At 64.2% G+C, this 16,896-nt stretch carries 17 protein-coding genes; 5 read left to right on the top strand and 12 right to left on the bottom strand.

Annotated features, from left to right (window positions below):
* Positions 1-102 precede the first annotated feature (102 nt).
* From WB785_RS12405 to WB785_RS12365, 9 genes are all read right to left on the bottom strand, one after another.
* Positions 103-528 carry a ketosteroid isomerase family protein gene (locus tag WB785_RS12405; RefSeq protein ID WP_424079524.1) on the bottom strand — a complete coding sequence of 142 codons (426 nt, stop codon included), beginning with the start codon at positions 526-528 and terminating at the stop codon, positions 103-105.
* A 15-nt stretch (positions 529-543) separates the two neighbouring features.
* Complete coding sequence (locus tag WB785_RS12400; RefSeq protein ID WP_424079523.1) at positions 544-2,598, bottom strand: FAD-dependent oxidoreductase; 2,055 nt, start codon at positions 2,596-2,598, stop codon at positions 544-546.
* Between the two features lie 91 nt (positions 2,599-2,689).
* Positions 2,690-3,817, bottom strand: coding sequence for an NDMA-dependent alcohol dehydrogenase (locus WB785_RS12395; protein WP_424079522.1), 1,128 nt, complete (start codon positions 3,815-3,817; stop codon positions 2,690-2,692).
* 130 nt (positions 3,818-3,947) lie between these two features.
* Positions 3,948-4,502, bottom strand: a complete 555-nt coding sequence (locus tag WB785_RS12390; RefSeq protein ID WP_424079520.1) for a nuclear transport factor 2 family protein — start codon at positions 4,500-4,502, stop codon at positions 3,948-3,950.
* 3 nt (positions 4,503-4,505) lie between these two features.
* Entirely contained in the window at positions 4,506-4,712 is a 207-nt protein-coding gene (locus WB785_RS12385) for a ferredoxin (protein ID WP_424079519.1), read from the bottom strand.
* Positions 4,713-4,714: 2 nt separating this feature from the next.
* Entirely contained in the window at positions 4,715-6,070 is a 1,356-nt protein-coding gene (locus tag WB785_RS12380) for a cytochrome P450 (protein WP_424079517.1), read from the bottom strand.
* Complete coding sequence (locus WB785_RS12375; RefSeq protein ID WP_424079515.1) at positions 6,067-6,894, bottom strand: SDR family oxidoreductase; 828 nt, start codon at positions 6,892-6,894, stop codon at positions 6,067-6,069. Before WB785_RS12375 ends, WB785_RS12380 begins: the two co-directional genes overlap by 4 nt.
* On the bottom strand, positions 6,895-8,109 hold the full coding sequence (locus tag WB785_RS12370) for a cytochrome P450 (RefSeq protein WP_424079514.1): 1,215 nt from the start codon (positions 8,107-8,109) through the stop codon (positions 6,895-6,897). It abuts the gene before it with no gap.
* Positions 8,110-8,125: 16 nt separating this feature from the next.
* A complete protein-coding gene (locus WB785_RS12365; RefSeq protein WP_424079513.1) occupies positions 8,126-8,776 on the bottom strand; it encodes a TetR family transcriptional regulator in 651 nt (216 codons plus the stop codon).
* Between the two features lie 179 nt (positions 8,777-8,955).
* On the opposite strand from WB785_RS12365, the gene WB785_RS12360 reads away from it, so the two are divergent.
* The 4 genes from WB785_RS12360 (at position 8,956) to WB785_RS12345 (ending at position 12,587) form a co-directional block, all read left to right on the top strand.
* Complete coding sequence (locus tag WB785_RS12360; RefSeq protein ID WP_424079512.1) at positions 8,956-10,422, top strand: aldehyde dehydrogenase; 1,467 nt, start codon at positions 8,956-8,958, stop codon at positions 10,420-10,422.
* A 76-nt stretch (positions 10,423-10,498) separates the two neighbouring features.
* Positions 10,499-11,248 carry an SDR family oxidoreductase gene (locus tag WB785_RS12355; protein WP_424079510.1) on the top strand — a complete coding sequence of 250 codons (750 nt, stop codon included), beginning with the start codon at positions 10,499-10,501 and terminating at the stop codon, positions 11,246-11,248.
* A gap of 44 nt (positions 11,249-11,292) precedes the next feature.
* Positions 11,293-12,150, top strand: coding sequence for an NAD(P)-dependent oxidoreductase (locus WB785_RS12350; protein WP_424079508.1), 858 nt, complete (start codon positions 11,293-11,295; stop codon positions 12,148-12,150).
* Positions 12,150-12,587, top strand: a complete 438-nt coding sequence (locus WB785_RS12345; RefSeq protein WP_424079507.1) for a carboxymuconolactone decarboxylase family protein — start codon at positions 12,150-12,152, stop codon at positions 12,585-12,587. Before WB785_RS12350 ends, WB785_RS12345 begins: the two co-directional genes overlap by 1 nt.
* Before the next feature lie 186 nt (positions 12,588-12,773).
* Here WB785_RS12345 and WB785_RS12340 read toward each other — a convergent pair whose 3' ends face one another.
* Positions 12,774-13,379, bottom strand: a complete 606-nt coding sequence (locus WB785_RS12340; RefSeq protein ID WP_424079506.1) for a TetR/AcrR family transcriptional regulator — start codon at positions 13,377-13,379, stop codon at positions 12,774-12,776.
* A gap of 20 nt (positions 13,380-13,399) precedes the next feature.
* Complete coding sequence (locus WB785_RS12335; RefSeq protein WP_424079505.1) at positions 13,400-14,638, bottom strand: cytochrome P450; 1,239 nt, start codon at positions 14,636-14,638, stop codon at positions 13,400-13,402.
* A gap of 178 nt (positions 14,639-14,816) precedes the next feature.
* Here WB785_RS12335 and purD point away from each other — a divergent pair, with 178 nt between their 5' ends.
* Entirely contained in the window at positions 14,817-16,097 is a 1,281-nt protein-coding gene (purD, locus tag WB785_RS12330; RefSeq protein ID WP_424079503.1) for a phosphoribosylamine--glycine ligase, read from the top strand.
* A 61-nt stretch (positions 16,098-16,158) separates the two neighbouring features.
* Here purD and WB785_RS12325 read toward each other — a convergent pair.
* Positions 16,159-16,896: helix-turn-helix transcriptional regulator (locus WB785_RS12325; protein WP_424079502.1), on the bottom strand; the 738-nt coding region annotated here is incomplete at its 5' end.

The following is a 16,896-nucleotide window of genomic DNA, read 5'->3' as shown; positions in this document are numbered from 1 at the left end:
CCACCACACCGGCGCCGTGCTGCGCCAATGAGGCCGCGACGGCCGCACCGATGCCGCGCGATCCACCGACCACGACGGCGCCGCGGCCGGCCAGCAACGAGTTCACTCCTCGGGGCCGAATGTCATCATGTCGAGATTCCAGTAGCCGCGCATGTTCGTGATCAGCCCGGCGTCATTGACCTTATAGGTGAACACCCCGCGCACCTTGCTGGTGATTCCGTTGTCAAACTTGCTGCGCAGCACCAGGATATGCGCGATCTCGTTGGGGTCGCTGCACGGAAAGGTCTCCTCGCAGGTGATCGACAGCTGGTTGGTGGCGATGTTGGTGTCGTAGAACCCGCCGACGCCGTCCTTGCCCCGCACACCGGTGCCATCGGGGTTGGTGATGGACTTGCCGATCGGGTCCTCGACGACGACGTCGTCGGCCATCAGCGCCAGCCAGCCCTCGCGGTCGTGGGCATGCACGCAACGCCATGACGACTGCGAGGCGGTCAGTGCGGGGGACTGCTGAACGGTTTCCTGGGACATTTCGTTCTCCTATCGTCAAATGGCGCAGGCGGCACGGGCGCCGTCCTCGGTGGCTTTGCGGATCAGGCCCAGACCGGTGCAATCGCCGGCGGCATGCACTTCGGCGTTGGGCATGGCAGACATCAGCGCGTCGAACATCGCGGTGTCGGGTTCGGGTGCGCCGGCCACCACCACAGTGTCGGCGCGCAGTTGGCGTGGTTTGCCCGCGGCAGGCGTGAACACCACCGCATCTTCGGTGATGCGCTCGACGACAGCTCGGACGTGCACAGTGACGCCGAGGCGATCCAGCCGATCCATGTGCTCGGTCCTGCGTTTGTTGCCGACCTCCGGCGCAATTTGCTTGCCCGACTCCAGGATCGACACCAGTCGTCCGCGGTGTGCCAGGAATTCGGCGAGTTCGATCGCGACCAGATCACCGCCGATGACAGCAACCCGTCGTCCGAGTGGAAGCCAGGCGCGCGAGGCGAGCCGAACGGTCGCGGGACGCACCAACCGCTGTCGCCACCCCGACATTGCCTGCGCGCACACCCGTTGCCAAGCCGGGGCGGCCGGCTCGGCATGACCGCCGAGCAGCTCACGCAGCGCCGGTCCGGTGCGCACGTGCGAAAGCCGGTCGCCCGGAATCGTCGGGACGGCGACGCGGGCTCCGGTGGCAACCACCACCGCGTCCGGCCGCAGGTCGACGACCTCGCTTGCTGAAATAGCGTGGCCCAGCTCAACGTTCACGCCACTGGCCCTGACCTCGCCGCGCAGATAATGCAGGAAAGGCTCATTCTCTGGATGCAGGATGGACGCCCACCGCAGTGCGCCGCCGAGCTGACCGCCGCGTTCGAACAGCGTTACCCGATGTCCACGCTCGGACGCGACCCGCGCCGCCTCCAAGCCGGCGGGACCGCCACCGATCACCACCACGCGCCTACATCGCGCCGTGCGCTTGGCGGCCAGTTCACGCTCCTTGCCGGTGCGTGGATTGACCGCGCAGTCGACGGAGAACCGCAATTCCATAGCGTCGATGCAGTTTTCGCAGGAAATACATTTGCGGACCCGGTGTGCCTGGCCCGACGACAGCTTTTCGGGCAGGTCCGGATCGGCGAGCAGCGGACGGCCCATCGCGATGAAATCGGCCCGGCCGTCGGCCAGGATCCGTTCGGCTTGCTGCGGGTCGTGGATGCGCCCGACGGCGATCACCGGGACGTCGACGACCTCTTTGACTGCCGCGGCGGCACCGACGTTGAGTTGGTCACCGTCGTCAGAGCCATTGACCATCTGGGTGACCAGCCGGTCGATGATCCCGCCGCTGACATGGAAAGCGTCCACTCCAGCAGCCACCAGCTCCGGTGCCACTTGCGCGGTCTCGTAGATCGGACGGCCCCCGGCGACCCGCTCGTATCCGGAAATCCGAAGTGTGATCGGCAGTGCGTCGCCGATTTCCGAGCGAATCGCCGCCAGTGTCTCCAGCACGACTCGGATGCGGCCCCGCACGGAGTCGCCACGGTAGTCGTCGGTGCGCCGATTACGTTGTGGGGCAAGGAAAGATCCCAGCAGCATGTACCCGTGCGCGGCATGCAGTTCGATTCCGTCGTAGCCGGCTTCGGCGGCACGGCGGACCGCCGCCTTGAACAGGTCGAGCACCTCGGTGAGCTGGTGAGCGCTGATCTCAGCCGACGGGCGGCCGGTCAGATACGACGGAATCACCGACGGACCCAGCGACGTAACCCCGTGCATCTCCGGCCCCAGTCCGTCCGGCCCGGCATGGACGATCTGGGGCTGGATCTTGGCGCCATGCTGATGAACCGCGTCCACCAGCGCTCGGTGCGCATCCACCGCGTCGTCTGTGCCCAGGTGCAGGCCGCCGGGCGTTTCCGGATGCTGGTGGTCAACACCGGTGGCTCCCACTGTGATCAGGCCGATACCGCCTTGGGCACGCGCGGTGAAGTAGTCCCGGGTGCGCTGCGAGGGCAGCCCGTCGGGCGTGCCGTACATCGTCTCCATCGGAGACATCACCAGCCGGTTACGCACCGACATGGCCCCGATTCGCCCCGGCGCCAGCAGGTGGGAGAAGGTGCTCACCGGTGAAAGCCACCGGGTAACCGCCGAGCGGCCACTTATTGCACGCTTCTCGTCGAAATGCGTGTCATAACTGGCCACTCAGCACAAATGGTTATCTGTCGGCGTCGGTGTAGCGGATGACGCCGCGAATGTTCTTGCCGTCCAGCATGTCCTGGTAGCCGTCGTTAATCTGCTCCAACTTGTACTGGCGGGTGATCATGTCGTCGAGGTTCAGCTTGCCGGCTTTGTACATCGACAACAGTTGCGGGATGTCGTATTGCGGGTTGCCGCCACCGAAGATGGTGCCCTGCAGGTTCTTTTGCATCAGGGTCAGCATCGCGAGGTTGAGGTTGACCTGGTTGTCCAGCAGGCTGCCGATTGCGGTCAGCACGCAGGTGCCGCCCTTGGCGGTCATGATCATGTAGTTCTCGACGTCGGCGCCGTGAAGTTCGCCGACGGTCACGATCACCTTGCGGGCCATCAGGCCATAGGTGACCTCCATGATGCCGCCGAGCGCGCTCTCGATGTCGGGGTAGACGTGGGTGGCGCCGAACTTGAGAGCCTGGTCGCGCTTCCACTCGACCGGGTCGACCGCGAAGACGTAGCGGGCGCCGGCGTTGACCGCCCCTTGCAGCGCGGCCATCCCGACTCCGCCGATTCCCACGATCGCGACGTCTTCGCCGGGCCGGATGTCGGCGGTGCGGACCGCCGAACCGTAGCCAGTGGTCACGCCGCAACCCACCAGGGCGGCCACTTCGAACGGCACCGACGGATCGATCTTCACCACCGAACTCTTGTGCACCACCATGTAGGGCGAGAACGTCCCCAGCAGGGTCATCGGAAAGACGTTTTGGCCGCGGGCCTGAATCCGGAACGTTCCATCGCTGACTGCTGCGCCGTTCAGCAGGTTGGCTCCCAAGTCGCACAGATTGCGCATGCCCGATTGACAGGTCGGACAACTGCCGCAGGACGGGATGAAGGACAGCACCACATGGTCACCTGGAGCGATGCCTTCCACCCCGGGACCGACCTCGGTGACGATGCCGGCGCCCTCGTGGCCACCGAGAACCGGAAAACCGCCCATCGGGATGCCGCCGGTCACCAGGTGGTGGTCGGAGTGGCACATCCCGGCCGCTTCCATCTGGATCTTGACTTCGTCCTTCTGCGGATCGCCGATTTCGATTTCCTCGATCGACCAAGGCTGGTTGAACTCCCAGATCAGCGCGCCCTTTGTTTTCATGAACGACCTCCAGTCGGCGAAGGGGACCGGCCTGGGCCGGACGGCAATTTAGAACGTGTTCTCATTCGCAGCCCATTATGACCTGCGTCACTGTGTGGTGAACAAGGGGGGAGCGTCAACCGTCGCGGGATCACCAAATGGGCACCGGGGCCTGTCCCAGCGGGTAGTAGCCGGGCAGCTTCTCGCCGGCCAGGCTGCGCTCGATCCGCTTCTGCATACCGGTGCTCAGATCGCCGGACTCGATGAGGGTCGCGAACATCTTCGCGACATGGCCGAAGTCGAAGAAGTCACGTTGCCACTCGATGAGCTGATCGTTGCTGAGACGGAACCAGCTGCCGCCGATGCCGTAGATCTCGCCCTGGGTGCCGTCGGTCTTGTTGACGATCTGCTTCCAGAAGCCGACGATTTCGCCCTGCTTGTCGTCGATGAGCACCTTTTGGTATTCGTACACCCAGTTCTCCAGGCCTTCCATCTCCATGCCCAGCGCGACGTCGCGAATCTCGTCGACGCCGACGCACATCACGTCTTCCTTGGGGCCGATGTTCCAGCCGTAGGTGGCATCGGCAGCATAGAAATCTGCCAACGGTTTCCAATCCCCGGCCTTTTCGCAGTCCTTGTTGGCCTGCAGCCAGCGGTCGACCCATGCCTCGAGGTCTTCGCGTGAGTGTGACGCCTTGGAATTCATGGGTCAGTCTTCCTTCTCTTTGATGAATAACGCTCGGGTTGGACACATTTCAACGGCCCGTTCGATCTCGTCGCGGGCATCCTCGGGCGGCTCGGCATCGATGATCTCGACCTTGCCCCGGTTGGGCACCCGGAAGTAGTCGGGAGCCTCCAGCTCGCACATCGCGTGGCCCTGACACAAATCCAAGTCGGCTTCGACCCGGTAACCCATCGTTAACTCCCGTTACGGCGGCGGTAGCGCACCTTGGCTGGCCGGGCAAGCTGCACGACCATCTTGGAGTGGTCGTTGTGGTAGCTGTCTGCCGGCTGAGCCATCTCAAATTCATACTCCCGCAACAAAACCGAGAAGATAGCCTTGATCTGCATCGTGGCAAATGCAGCGCCGACGCAGCGGTGTCGCCCCGCCCCGAACGGGATCCAGGTCCACCGGTTGACGATGTCGGCCTGCTCGGGCTTGTTGTAGCGGTCCGGGTTGAAGGCGTCCGGGTCGGGGAAGTCCTCGCGAATTCGGTTAGAGATCGCCGGAGATGCGGCCACGTAGTCGCCGTCATGGATTGGGAAGCCTTCGACTTCGAACTCACCCTTGGCGACCCGCATCAAAATGATCAGCGGCGGGTGCAGGCGCAAGGTTTCCTTGACCACGTTGTCCAGCTTCGGAATCTGGCGCAGTGCATGGAAACTCACCTCCTGGCCGTCGGCGTAAAGTTCCTCCAGCTCGGCCAAAACCTCGGCGTAAACCTCGGGATGCCGGATCAGCTCGATCAACGTCCACGCCGAAGTCCCGGAACTGGTGTGGTGCCCGGCGAACATCAGCGAGATGAACATCCCGGTCACCTCGTCGGCAGAGAATCGGGGATTGCCTTCCTCGTCCTTGATCGACACCAGCACGTCGAGCATGTCGCGGTCGGCCTTGTCGTCGGGCGGGTTGGCGATCCGCTGGTCCATGATCTCCTGCACCAGCGCAACAAGTTTCACCCGCGCCGCGTCGCGGCGCTGGAAGCTCTCGATCGGAAGATAGGGGTCCACGTAGCACAGCGGGTCGGTGCCGCGCTCAAGCTCGTGATAGTACTCCGCGAACCGCGAGTCCAACTGGTTGCGGAATTTCACGCCGATCAGGCAGGCGGTCGAGGTGTAGATGGTCAACTCGGAGAAGAAGTCGAGCAGTTCGATCTCACCCTCCTCGCCCCAGTCTGCGATCATCCCCTTGACCTGAGCCTCGATGGTGGCTGCGTGGCCCTTCATCTGCTCGCCGCGCAGCGCCGAGTTGTGCAGCATCTCTTTGCGACGCTCCGGGCTGGCATCGAATACCACACCCTTGCCGAAGATCGGCGCCATGAACGGATACGCCGCTGCCTGGTCCAAATCTTCATCGGCAGAACGGAAAAAGAATTCGTTGGCCCCGGCGCCGGAGAGCAGGATGACATGCTTGCCCGCCAACTGGAACCAGCCCACGTCGCCACACTCGTCGCGGGTGCGCTGCATCAACCCGATCGGGTCGGTCCGGAATTCCTCGAGATGGCCGTGCTCTTCTTCGCCACCGGATACCCGGGGCACGATGGCGGTTGTCACGATGTCGGCATCCCCTCTTCTCCGAGTGCGAGCTTCTGGCGACCTTTGTTGTTGGCCAACGGGGCTTCGGGCTGAAGCTCCATGTTCGCGACGAAGCCACCGCGCGGTGTCTCGGCGACGAACGTGATGGCTCGTGCAAGGTCGGCCGCGCGCAGGAAATAATCGTGGCGGGCTTGACCCCACTTGGCCCAGTCCTCCAGCGCGGGACCGATTTTCTCGGCCGGCAGGCTCCAGCCCATCGACGTCTTGGTCGGGCCGGGGTGCACGATCGAGGCCCGCACGCCAGTGCCCTCGAGCTCCATCTGGAAGTTGGTGACCATCGCGACGAGCGCGGCCTTGGCCGCGCCGTATGCGCCCATGTGCGGCCGCTGGCGCAGAGCCACGTCGGAGCCGACGAAGATCAGGTCGCCGCGCTGCCGCTCCAGCATGCCTGGAAGTACCGCGGCGGCCAGCCGGTTGGCGCCGACGAGGTGGATCTGCAGCTGCGATTCGAATTCATCGGTGGTGATCTCGGCGAGCTTGCCGAAGTAGGTGTCACCCGCTCCTGTCACCAGCACCTCGATGTCGCCGAGCGCATCGACCGATTGGGCGACAAACGATTTCACCGAGTTCGGATCGGTGACGTCCAGGTGGAACCCGACGGCCTCGCCGCCCTCGGCGTTGATCTTGCCGACGATGTCGTTGAGCTTCTCGACCCGGCGGGCGCCCAGGGCGACCGGGAAGCCGTGCGCTGCAAGTTCGATCGCGCTGGCTTCTCCGATGCCGGAAGAGGCGCCGGCTACGATCGCCGGCCGACGTTCGGGCAAGGGGTCAAAGCGGGGCATTCAGCGGACCTCCAAGGTCATTGGTAGGTGAGCGAATCCGCGGACATTGCTGGAGTGGACGCGGACGGCGTTGGCCTCGTCGACTCGATATCCGCGGATTCGCTTGAACAACTCGGTGAGCGCAACCTTGGCTTCCATCCGGGCCAGGTGCGCGCCCAGGCAGAAGTGCGCGCCACTACCGAAACTCAATAATTTTGGCCCGATTTCGCGGCCGATGACGTAATCGTCGGGGTTGTCGAACACCCGCTCATCGCGATGCCCCGAACCGGGCAACAGCAGCAGCACGTCGCCGTCGGGGATCGTGGTGTCGTAGAGGGTCAGCTCCCCGGATACGACGCGGGCCAGGATCTGGCTGGAGGTGTCATAGCGCAGCGTCTCCTCGACCCACAGCGGCACCCGCGACAAATCGGCGTAGACCGGCGCCAGCTGATCGGGGTTCTTATGACCCCAAAAGGCGGCATTGGCAAGCAGTTTGGTCGTGGTCTCGTTGCCGGCGATCACCATCAGAAACATGAATCCGAGCACTTCGTCGTCGGCCAGCCGGTCACCGTCGATCTCGGCCTCCAGCAGCGCCGAGGTCAGATCATCGGTCAGCTTCTTGCGGCGGTCGGCGATCATCTGCTGGTAGTAGACGATGAGGTTGATCGACGCCTCGATCGCCGAAGCCGGCACATCGTTGACCCCGTCCTCGCGGTGCATCACCCCGTCGGCCATGGCACGGATGCGGTCGCGGTCGGGCTCCGGCACACCCATCAGCTCGGAGATGACATCCATCGGCAGCTTGCCGGCGAATTCCGCGACGTAGTCGACGGTTACGCCGGAGTCTGCCTTCTCCAGCATGGTGTCGAGGTGTTGCACGGCCAGCTCGGTGACGCGGGGCTCGAGCTCCCGAATCCGCCTCGGTGTGAAGCCTTTCGACACCAGCGTGCGCAGTCGTAGATGGGCGGGATCGTCCATCGCCAAGAACGACATCGTCTTAGAGGCGTGCGGTCCGCGCGACACCGGGTCCAGCGAGACGCCGTCGCGGTTGGACAGCGTGGTGCTGTTGCGAAATCCCTGGTGCACGTCGCGGTGTCGCGACAAAGCCCAGAAGCCGAGTTCTTCGTTGTGGTAAAGCGGGGCCTCGTTCCGCAGCCGCCGGTAATACGGGTAGGGGTCCTCGTGGAAGTCGTAGTCATACGGGTCGAGCAGCGGCTCGTCGATCTGAAGCGTCATCGGTTTTCCCTGAGTGTCATTGCCCGTCTCCTCGGTCCGCCTTGCGGGCCGCATCGTCGCCGGGCGTTTTCAGAATGAGACCGACCGCGTAACCAAGATGGTCGGCGATCTGGTGATAGGTGTAGGCCCCACTGGCAGCGTTGACCAGCGCGCCGAAGAACGTCATCTCGAGTACGGACACGGTGCGGGTATCGGCGTCGGGCCCAATGGCGGACGTGATGCGGCGGTGGATTTCGGCGCCGATCCGGTCGCGCGCAGACCGTACCGCCGGGTCACCGCCGCCGCTGAGCAACGCCGTCGTGCACGCCGCGGCAACCTCTGGCTCGTCGGCGACCACCAGCGCCAGGTGACGCAGGGCCTTGTCCACTCGGATCGGCATGGGCACGTTGACGTCGGTGAAGTAGGGGACTTGTCGCACCAGATCCAGGTAGACCTCGGCGATCAAGTGGTTTTTCGACGAGAAGTACGTGTAGGCGGTCGCTGGGGCGACCTTGGCGCGGGCGGCCACGGCGCGAACCGTGAGGTCGGCGTAGGAACTCTCCCGCAGGACCTCGACGCCTGCGGCCAGCACCCTACGGAACGTCTCTTCCTGGCGACGGTTGCGCGGCACTTCGCCAGCGGAGCCGCTGGCCTCGGAAGTGATCGCGACTACGGAATCGCTGGACACATGTCCAAGCTAGCTGATGGCGGCGCGCCGAAGCAAGACCAGTCGCTATTATGCCTAGATAACTGGCGTTAATCTGCTGCCGTGGCGGGGCCGCTCTTGCACTTAGCCGGGCCAGGAGACTATGGTTCGACGAAACTATTCCGGACAACTGTCCACCATTGCGAGGTGCGGAGGCGAAGATGGCATTCCTGGCCGACGGCGTAAGCCCTCTGCTCATCGACGGCAAGCTGACCAGCGGCGGCGGAGGCACCTTCGCCACGATCAACCCGGCCACCGAGGAAGCCCTGGGTGCTGCGGCCGACGCCGACACCGAGGACATGGGCCGCGCCATCGAGGCCGCTCGACGGGCATTCGACGAGACGGACTGGTCACGCAATACCGAACTGAGGGTGCGCTGCGTTCGCCAACTACGCGATGCGATGCGCGCACACATCGAAGAACTTCGGGAGCTGACGATATCGGAGGTGGGCGCACCGCGGATGCTCACCGCCGCCGCCCAATTGGAGGGCCCGGTCGGCGACCTGAGCTTCGCGGCCGACACGGCCGAGTCGTATCAGTGGAGTCAGGATCTCGGTGAGGCGTCGCCGATGGGAATTCCCACCCGGCGCACCGTCGTCCGAGAAGCCGTCGGCGTCGTCGGGGCGATCACCCCGTGGAACTTCCCGCATCAGATCAACCTCGCCAAGCTGGGACCGGCACTGGCCGCCGGAAACACCATCGTGTTGAAGCCCGCACCGGACACGCCGTGGTGTGCGGCAGTGCTCGGGGAGCTCATCGTCGAGCACACCGACTTTCCGCCCGGCGTCGTCAACATCGTCACGTCCAGCGACCACAGCCTGGGCGCGCTGCTGGCCAAAGACCCTCGGGTGGACATGGTTTCGTTCACCGGCTCCACGGCGACCGGCCGCGGTGTGATGAGCGATGCCGCCGCCACCATCAAGAAGGTGTTCTTGGAGCTCGGCGGCAAGTCGGCGTTCGTGGTGCTCGACGACGCCGATCTGGGCGGCGCGTGTTCGGTTTCGGCCTTCACCGCAGCCATGCACGCCGGGCAGGGCTGTGCGATCACCACCCGGCTGGTGGTGCCGCGGGCACGCTATGACGAGGCGGTCGCCATCGCGGCGGGCACCATGGGGTCCATCAAACCGGGTGATCCCAACGACGCCGGAACCGTGTGTGGGCCTTTGATTTCGGCGCGCCAGCGGGACCGTGTGCAGAGTTACCTCGACCTCGCGGTCGCCGAAGGCGGCACGTTCGCCTGCGGCGGCGGCCGGCCGGCAAATCGCGACGCCGGTTTCTTCATCGAGCCCACCGTGATCGCAGGCCTAACCAACGACGCCCGGCCTGCCCGGGAAGAAATTTTCGGGCCGGTGCTCACGGTCATCGCACACGACGGCGACGACGACGCACTGCGGATCGCCAACGACTCGCCATATGGGTTGTCCGGCACGGTGTTCAGCGCCGATCCGCAGCGAGCCGCGAAGTTCGCGTCGCGCATGCGGGTCGGCACCGTCAACGTCAATGGCGGCGTCTGGTATTCGGCCGACGCGCCGTTCGGCGGCTACAAGCAGTCCGGCAACGGACGCGAGATGGGTCTCGCCGGCTTCGAGGAATACCTGGAAGTCAAAACCATTGCGACAGCTGTCTAACGCGCCGAGTGTGGCCTTATGACACGCCCTGAGCCAACAAACGTGCCGTAACCCCACACTCGACGGAAAGGGAAACATGCGATTCGAGGACAAAGTCGCCATCGTGACCGGGTCGGGTGGCGGTATCGGTCAGGCCTACGCCGAGGCGCTGGCCCGCGAGGGTGCGGCGGTGGTGGTGGCCGACATCGATGCCGACGCGGCCGAAGGGGTGGCCAAGCAAATCACCTCGGACGGCGGCACGGCGATCAGCATCCCGGTCGACGTTTCGGACCCCGGGTCGGCAAAGGCGATGGCCGATCGCACATTGGCCGAATTCGGGGGCATCGACTACCTGGTGAACAACGCCGCGATCTTCGGGGGCATGAAGCTGGACTTCCTGCTCACGGTCGACCCCGAGTACTACAAGAAGTTCATGAGCGTGAACCTCGACGGCGCACTGTGGTGCACCCGCGCCGTGTACAAGAAGATGGCCAAGCGCGGCGGCGGCGCGATCGTCAACCAGTCGTCCACTGCGGCATGGTTGTACTCGAACTTCTACGGCTTGGCCAAGGTCGGGATCAACGGCATGACGCAACAGCTCTCCCGCGAACTGGGTGGCCAGAAGATCCGAATCAACGCGATTGCACCGGGGCCTATCGATACCGAGGCAAATCGCACCACCACGCCCAAGGAGATTGTCGACGACATCGTCAAGGGACTTCCGCTGTCGAGGATGGGGACTCCGGAAGATCTGGTCGGCATGTGCTTGTTCCTGTTGTCCGATGAGGCATCCTGGATCACCGGGCAGATCTTCAACGTTGACGGCGGGCAGGTAATTCGGTCATAGCCGCCGACGACGATGCAGAGCGAAGCGATGAGGAGAGCCGCATAGTGACTGACCAGTTGAAGCTCGGTTACATCGGCCTGGGCAATATGGGCGCGCCGATGGCCAAACGGCTGGTCGACTGGCCTGGCGGTGTAACCGTTTACGACGTCAGAACCGAAGCGATGACGCCTCTGGCCGAAGCCGGCGCGACGCTGGCAGACAGCTTGGCCGACGTTGCGGCCGCCGACATCATCAGCGTCACCGTTCTCGACGATGTGCAGGTGCGTGAGGTCGTCGGCGAGTTGGCCGCCAACGCAAAGCCCGGCACCGTCATCGCGATCCACTCGACGATCAGCGACACGACCGCCGTCGAATTGGCCGAGCAGCTGAAACCGCAAGGCATTCACATTGTCGACGCACCGGTCAGTGGTGGCGGCGGTGCCGCCGCGAAGGGTGAACTCGCCACCATGGTAGGCGCCGAGCGTGAGGTCTACGAAAAGATCAAGCCGGCGTTCAAGCAGTGGGCGTCGATGGTCATCCACGCGGGTGCACCGGGCTCGGGAACTCGAATGAAGTTGGCCCGCAACATGTTGACGTTCACTTCCTATGCGGCGGCATGCGAAGCCATGAAACTGGCCGAGGCCGCCGGGCTGGATCTGCAGGCGCTGGGCCGGGTGGTGCGCCATACCGATGCGCTCACCGGCGGTGCCGGTGCGATCATGGTTCGTGAAGACATGAAAGATATTGAGCCAGACAACTTCCTGTACCAGCCTTTCTTGCACGCTCGCGGGTTGGGGGAGAAGGATTTGAGTCTGGCGCTGGCACTGGGTGAGACGGTATCGATTGATCTACCGCTGGCGCGGATCGCCTATGAGCGGTTGGCCGCCGGCCTTGGGATACCGCACACGGAGGAAGAGACGTAATGGACGAACTGCGCCGCAAAGGGCTCGAGAAGATGAACGAGGTCTACGGCTGGGAGATGCCCAACATCGAAGGTGACCCGTACTTCGATCTGACTGTCGACCACCTGTTCGGCAGTATTTGGACCCGACCGGGATTGTCGATGCGCGACAAGCGGATCATGACGTTGACGGCGGTGACTGCGATCGGGAATCGCGACCTCGCCGAGATCCAAATCAACGCCGCACTGCTCAACGGCGAACTCACCGAGACTGAACTCAAGGAAATGGCAGTCTTTCTCACCCACTATCTCGGCTTTCCGCTGGGTTCAGCGCTCAACGGCGCGGTCGACGCCGTCGTGGCGAAGCGCAAGAAGGCCGCGGCAAAGGGCTCCGGTGAGGACAAGAAGGCCAATGTGGACGCCGCGGTGAAGATGCACTCGGGTAAGAGCTTGGAGTAGCGCTCTTTTGGGCTGGTTGTTATTTCAGCTGACCCATCAGCCCCAGGTGTCTCAAGAAGTCAGATGTGTCGTCATGCGCGCCTCCGCGCGACAAATCCTAAAGTCGCTCCGAGGCGGGCAACTACACACATGTGTCGGAGCAGTGGCTCGTGTTGCAGACGTGACGATGGTTTTCTGCGGACTAGCTCAGCTGCGCGCAGCCGGATACACCGCCGCGGCGACCCAGCGACGCAAGTAATCGCGGAGGGCCTTACCGCGACGGGGCGGACGTCCGGGATCGATGACGAACGACTGGATGATTCGCAGCAAGTGCTCACCCAGCTCGGCCAAATCATTGTCGGTCAAACCCGCTGCGGCCCAGTCGACATCGAATCGTCGCAACATTGCGTTTGCGAATTGCAGCGCCACCTCCGAGGTGACCTCCGCGGTGAAATTGTTGGAGCGATCGCGAGCAAGTAGTAGACCGATGTGTTTGTCGGTGGGCAACCACTCCAGTGCAGTGGCGATTCCTTCGGCGATTGCATCCACCGGATCGGTGATCCCCGACAGGTGCGTCGCCAACCGGTCGAGGAAGCCGGCCGCCGCACGGGTGGCCGCGGCCTGCAGCAGGGCATCGGTGCTGGGGAAATACCGGTAGACGGTCTGACGTGTGACGCCCAGCGCCCGCGCCACGTCGGCGATGCTGAAGTCGGCGCCGCGATTATCGATGGCGTCGCTAGCCGCCGCCAAGATACGGGCGACGGCCTCGTCGTCGGTGGCCGGCGTTGCACCCGCCCACCCATGGGTGCGCATCCCGGAATCCTATGCGGAGGCTAACCGTGGTAGGCGACCTGCAGGTCCTTGATGCCGTTGATCCATCCCGACCGGAGTCGGCGGGGCTTCGCCACCGCGGAGATCTTCGGCAGCTGGTCGGCGATCTCGTTGAATATCAGCTTGATCTCCATGCGCGCCAAGTTGGCACCGATGCAGTAATGGGCGCCGTTTCCGCCAAATCCCAAGTGCGGGTTGGGATTGCGCAAAATATTGAATTCGAAGGGTCGGTCGAAGACGTCTTCGTCGAAGTTGGCGGAGCTATAAAAAAGACCGGCCCGCTGGCCTTTTCGGATTGTGACATCACCGACCGCGACATCCTTGCGCGCGGTCCGCTGGAAACAGTGCACGGGCGTTGCCCAGCGAACGATCTCGTCGGCGGCGCTCTCCGGCCGCTCGCGCTTGTACAGCTCCCATTGGTCGGGATACTCGGAAAAGGCGTTGACGCCGTGCGTCATTGCGTTACGGGTGGTCTCGTTGCCCGCCACGGCTAACAGGATGACGAAGAAGGCGAACTCGGTTTCACCCAGCGATTCGCCGTCGATGTCCGCCTGGACCAGCTTGGTGACGATATCGTCGGCCGGACAACGACGACGGTCTTCGGCCATGGTGTACGCGTAGCCCATCAGCTCAGCGTGTGCGCTCATCGGATCGCTGTCGAAATCGGGATCGTCAGTATTCATGACGGCATTTGTCCAGGCGAACAGCTGCTCGCGGTCCGCCTCCGGGACCCCGATGAGGTCGGCGATCGCCAGCAGCGGCAACTTCATTGCGATGTCGTCGACGAAGTTGCCGGTGTCCTTCTCGGCTGCGGCTCGGACGATGTCATGGGCGGCGGATGCGAGCTTGTCTTCGAGCGAGGCCACCGATCGTGGCGTGAACAGCCCGGAAACCAGCTTGCGCAGCCGGGTGTGCTCGGGCGGATCGTGATTGATCAACAACGCCTTGGTCACTTCCACCTGCTCGGGTGTCACACCGTCGGGCAACCGCATCACGACGCCCTTCTCGTTGGTCGACCAAAGCTCGTTGTCCCGCGAAATCTCCTTGATGTCCTCGTGGCGGCTGATGACCCAATATCCGCCGTCGTCAAAGATATTGGCGCCGGCAGGTTGCGCATTCCACCAGACTGGCGCGGTCTTGCGGAGCTCAGCGAATTCGGTCACCGGCACGCCGCGTTGCAGGACGTCCGGATCGGTGAAGTCGAAACCCGGTCCGAACGGGCAGACACTCGTTGTCGTCACGTGCGGTCACCTTCCTGGGTGAGCTGAAGCACACCTTCACCTAGACCATACACTAAGCTGTCAAGTGTATGGCCGTCGGATTTCTCGGCACCCGGTCGTAAGGACAGGGTCGGCTGGATTGGTCCGGCTCCTCACGCCGCTCACGGGGCGCATCGTCGCCAGGCTAAAGTGACGTTTCGTGCGCGTCCTGGTGATCGGGTCCGGTGCCCGCGAACATGCCTTGCTGCTGGCGCTGCGCGCCGATCCACAAGTTGAGGCGCTGGCTATCGCACCCGGCAACGCCGGCACCGCGCCGATAGCCGATCAGCACGATGTCGACATCACCTCCGGCGACGCCGTCGTTGCGTTGGCCCGCCGGGTTCGGGCTGATCTGGTGGTCATCGGCCCGGAAGTCCCGCTGGTGCTCGGGGTGGCCGACGCCGTGCGCGACGCCGGTATCGCCTGTTTCGGGCCCAGCAAGGCGGCGGCGCAGATTGAAGGCTCCAAAGCCTTCGCCAAAGATGTGATGACCGCTGCCGGTGTCCGCACCGCAGCCAGCGAGATCGTCGATAGCCCAGCACGTTTGGATGCGGCGCTGGACCGATTCGGCCCGGCCGCCGGCGAACCTGCCTGGGTGGTCAAAGATGACCGGCTTGCCGCCGGTAAGGGTGTGGTGGTCACCCACAGCCGTGACACCGCGCGCGCTCACGCCGCGAGCCTGCTGGAGTCCGGACATCCGGTGTTGCTGGAGTCCTACCTCGACGGGCCCGAAGTGTCGCTGTTCTGCATCGTCGACGGCCAGACAGTGGTACCACTGCTGGCCGCACAGGACTTCAAGCGAGTCGGTGAGGGGGATACCGGCCCCAACACCGGCGGCATGGGCGCCTACGCGCCCGTCCCGTGGCTGCCCGCAGACATCTACCAAACGATGGTCAGCGATATCGCGGAACCCGTTGCGGCCGAACTGGTCCGGCGCGGCAGCCCGTTTTCCGGGCTGCTGTACGCCGGGCTGGCGGTCACATCCAACGGGCCTGCGGTAATCGAATTCAACTGCCGCTTTGGCGATCCGGAAACGCAGTCGGTTCTTGCATTGCTCGATTCCCCGCTGGGCCAATTGCTGCATGCGACAGCCACCGGCGAGCTGGCCAGTTTCGGCGAGTTACGTTGGCGCGACGGTACGGCTGTGACGATAGTGCTTGCGGCGGAAAACTATCCGAGTCGGCCGCGGGTCGGTGACGTGATCGTGGGATCGGAGGCCGACGGGGTACTGCATGCCGGAACGGCCCGCCGCGACGACGGCGCGATCGTGTCGTCCGGCGGCCGGGTGCTCTCGGTGGTCGGCACCGGGGCAGACCTGGCCGAAGCCCGTTCTGTCGCCTATGGCATTCTCAGGTCGATTCGATTGCCCGGCAGCCACTTTCGCAGCGATATCGGCCTAGCGGCCGCCGAAGGCAAGATCGTCAGCCCAATCGGTCAATGAGTTGAGGTGCCGTGGGATCAGTGGGGAAGGCAGCGCGCTGAAGCGGTAGGCGACGCGAGGTTCAGGCGCCGACATCCTGCGCGCCCAGGACGCCGAGCAGCTCCAGCTTGCCGTACGACTCCGACGCCGGCGGCGCGCTGAGGATGACCAGCCGCTGGTTTCCGTCTGCGGTGGCCAGGATCTCGCAGTCCAGGCTGATGCTGCCGACGCGCGGATGAATGAACGTCTTGTGATCGTCGGGCGGGACTCCCACCTCATGCCGCTCCCACAGCTGCCGGAATTCATCACTGCGTGACAGCAATTCGCCGACAAGGGTTCGAACATCTGCGTCACCGCGACGGCGCGACCAGGCCGCCCGCAGGGCCGCCACCCGGACTCGAGCCTGGTGATCACGCTCCCCGGGCGGAACCAGCTCGCGAAATTCCGAGCCCAGGAACCACTTCCACGCCATGCTGTCCTGAATTCCGCTGCCCACGTGGTCACCTGTCAGCAGCACCGACAGCCGGTTCTGGGCAAGGAACACTTCGAGGTCGGAACAAACGAATGCGGCACAATCGTCAAGCTGATCGAGTAAGTGGATCAGCGCCGGCCGCACAAATGTCGACGATGCTGTCCGCTCGGGTGCAGGATGACCGGCGAGCCGGAACAGGTGGTCGCGTTCGTCGAGACTTAGTCGCAGTGTGCGCGCCAGCGCTGCCAGCATGTGCGTCGAGGGCTGCGGACCGCGGCGCTGCTCCAGTCGGGTGTAGTAGTCCACCGACATGCCGGTCAGCTGCGCCACCTCCTCGCGGCGCAAGCC

Source organism: Mycobacterium sp. (assembly GCF_049585075.1).
In the GTDB taxonomy this organism is placed as follows: Bacteria; Actinomycetota; Actinomycetes; order Mycobacteriales; family Mycobacteriaceae; genus Mycobacterium.
This window is presented reverse-complemented; position numbering and strand designations above follow the sequence as displayed.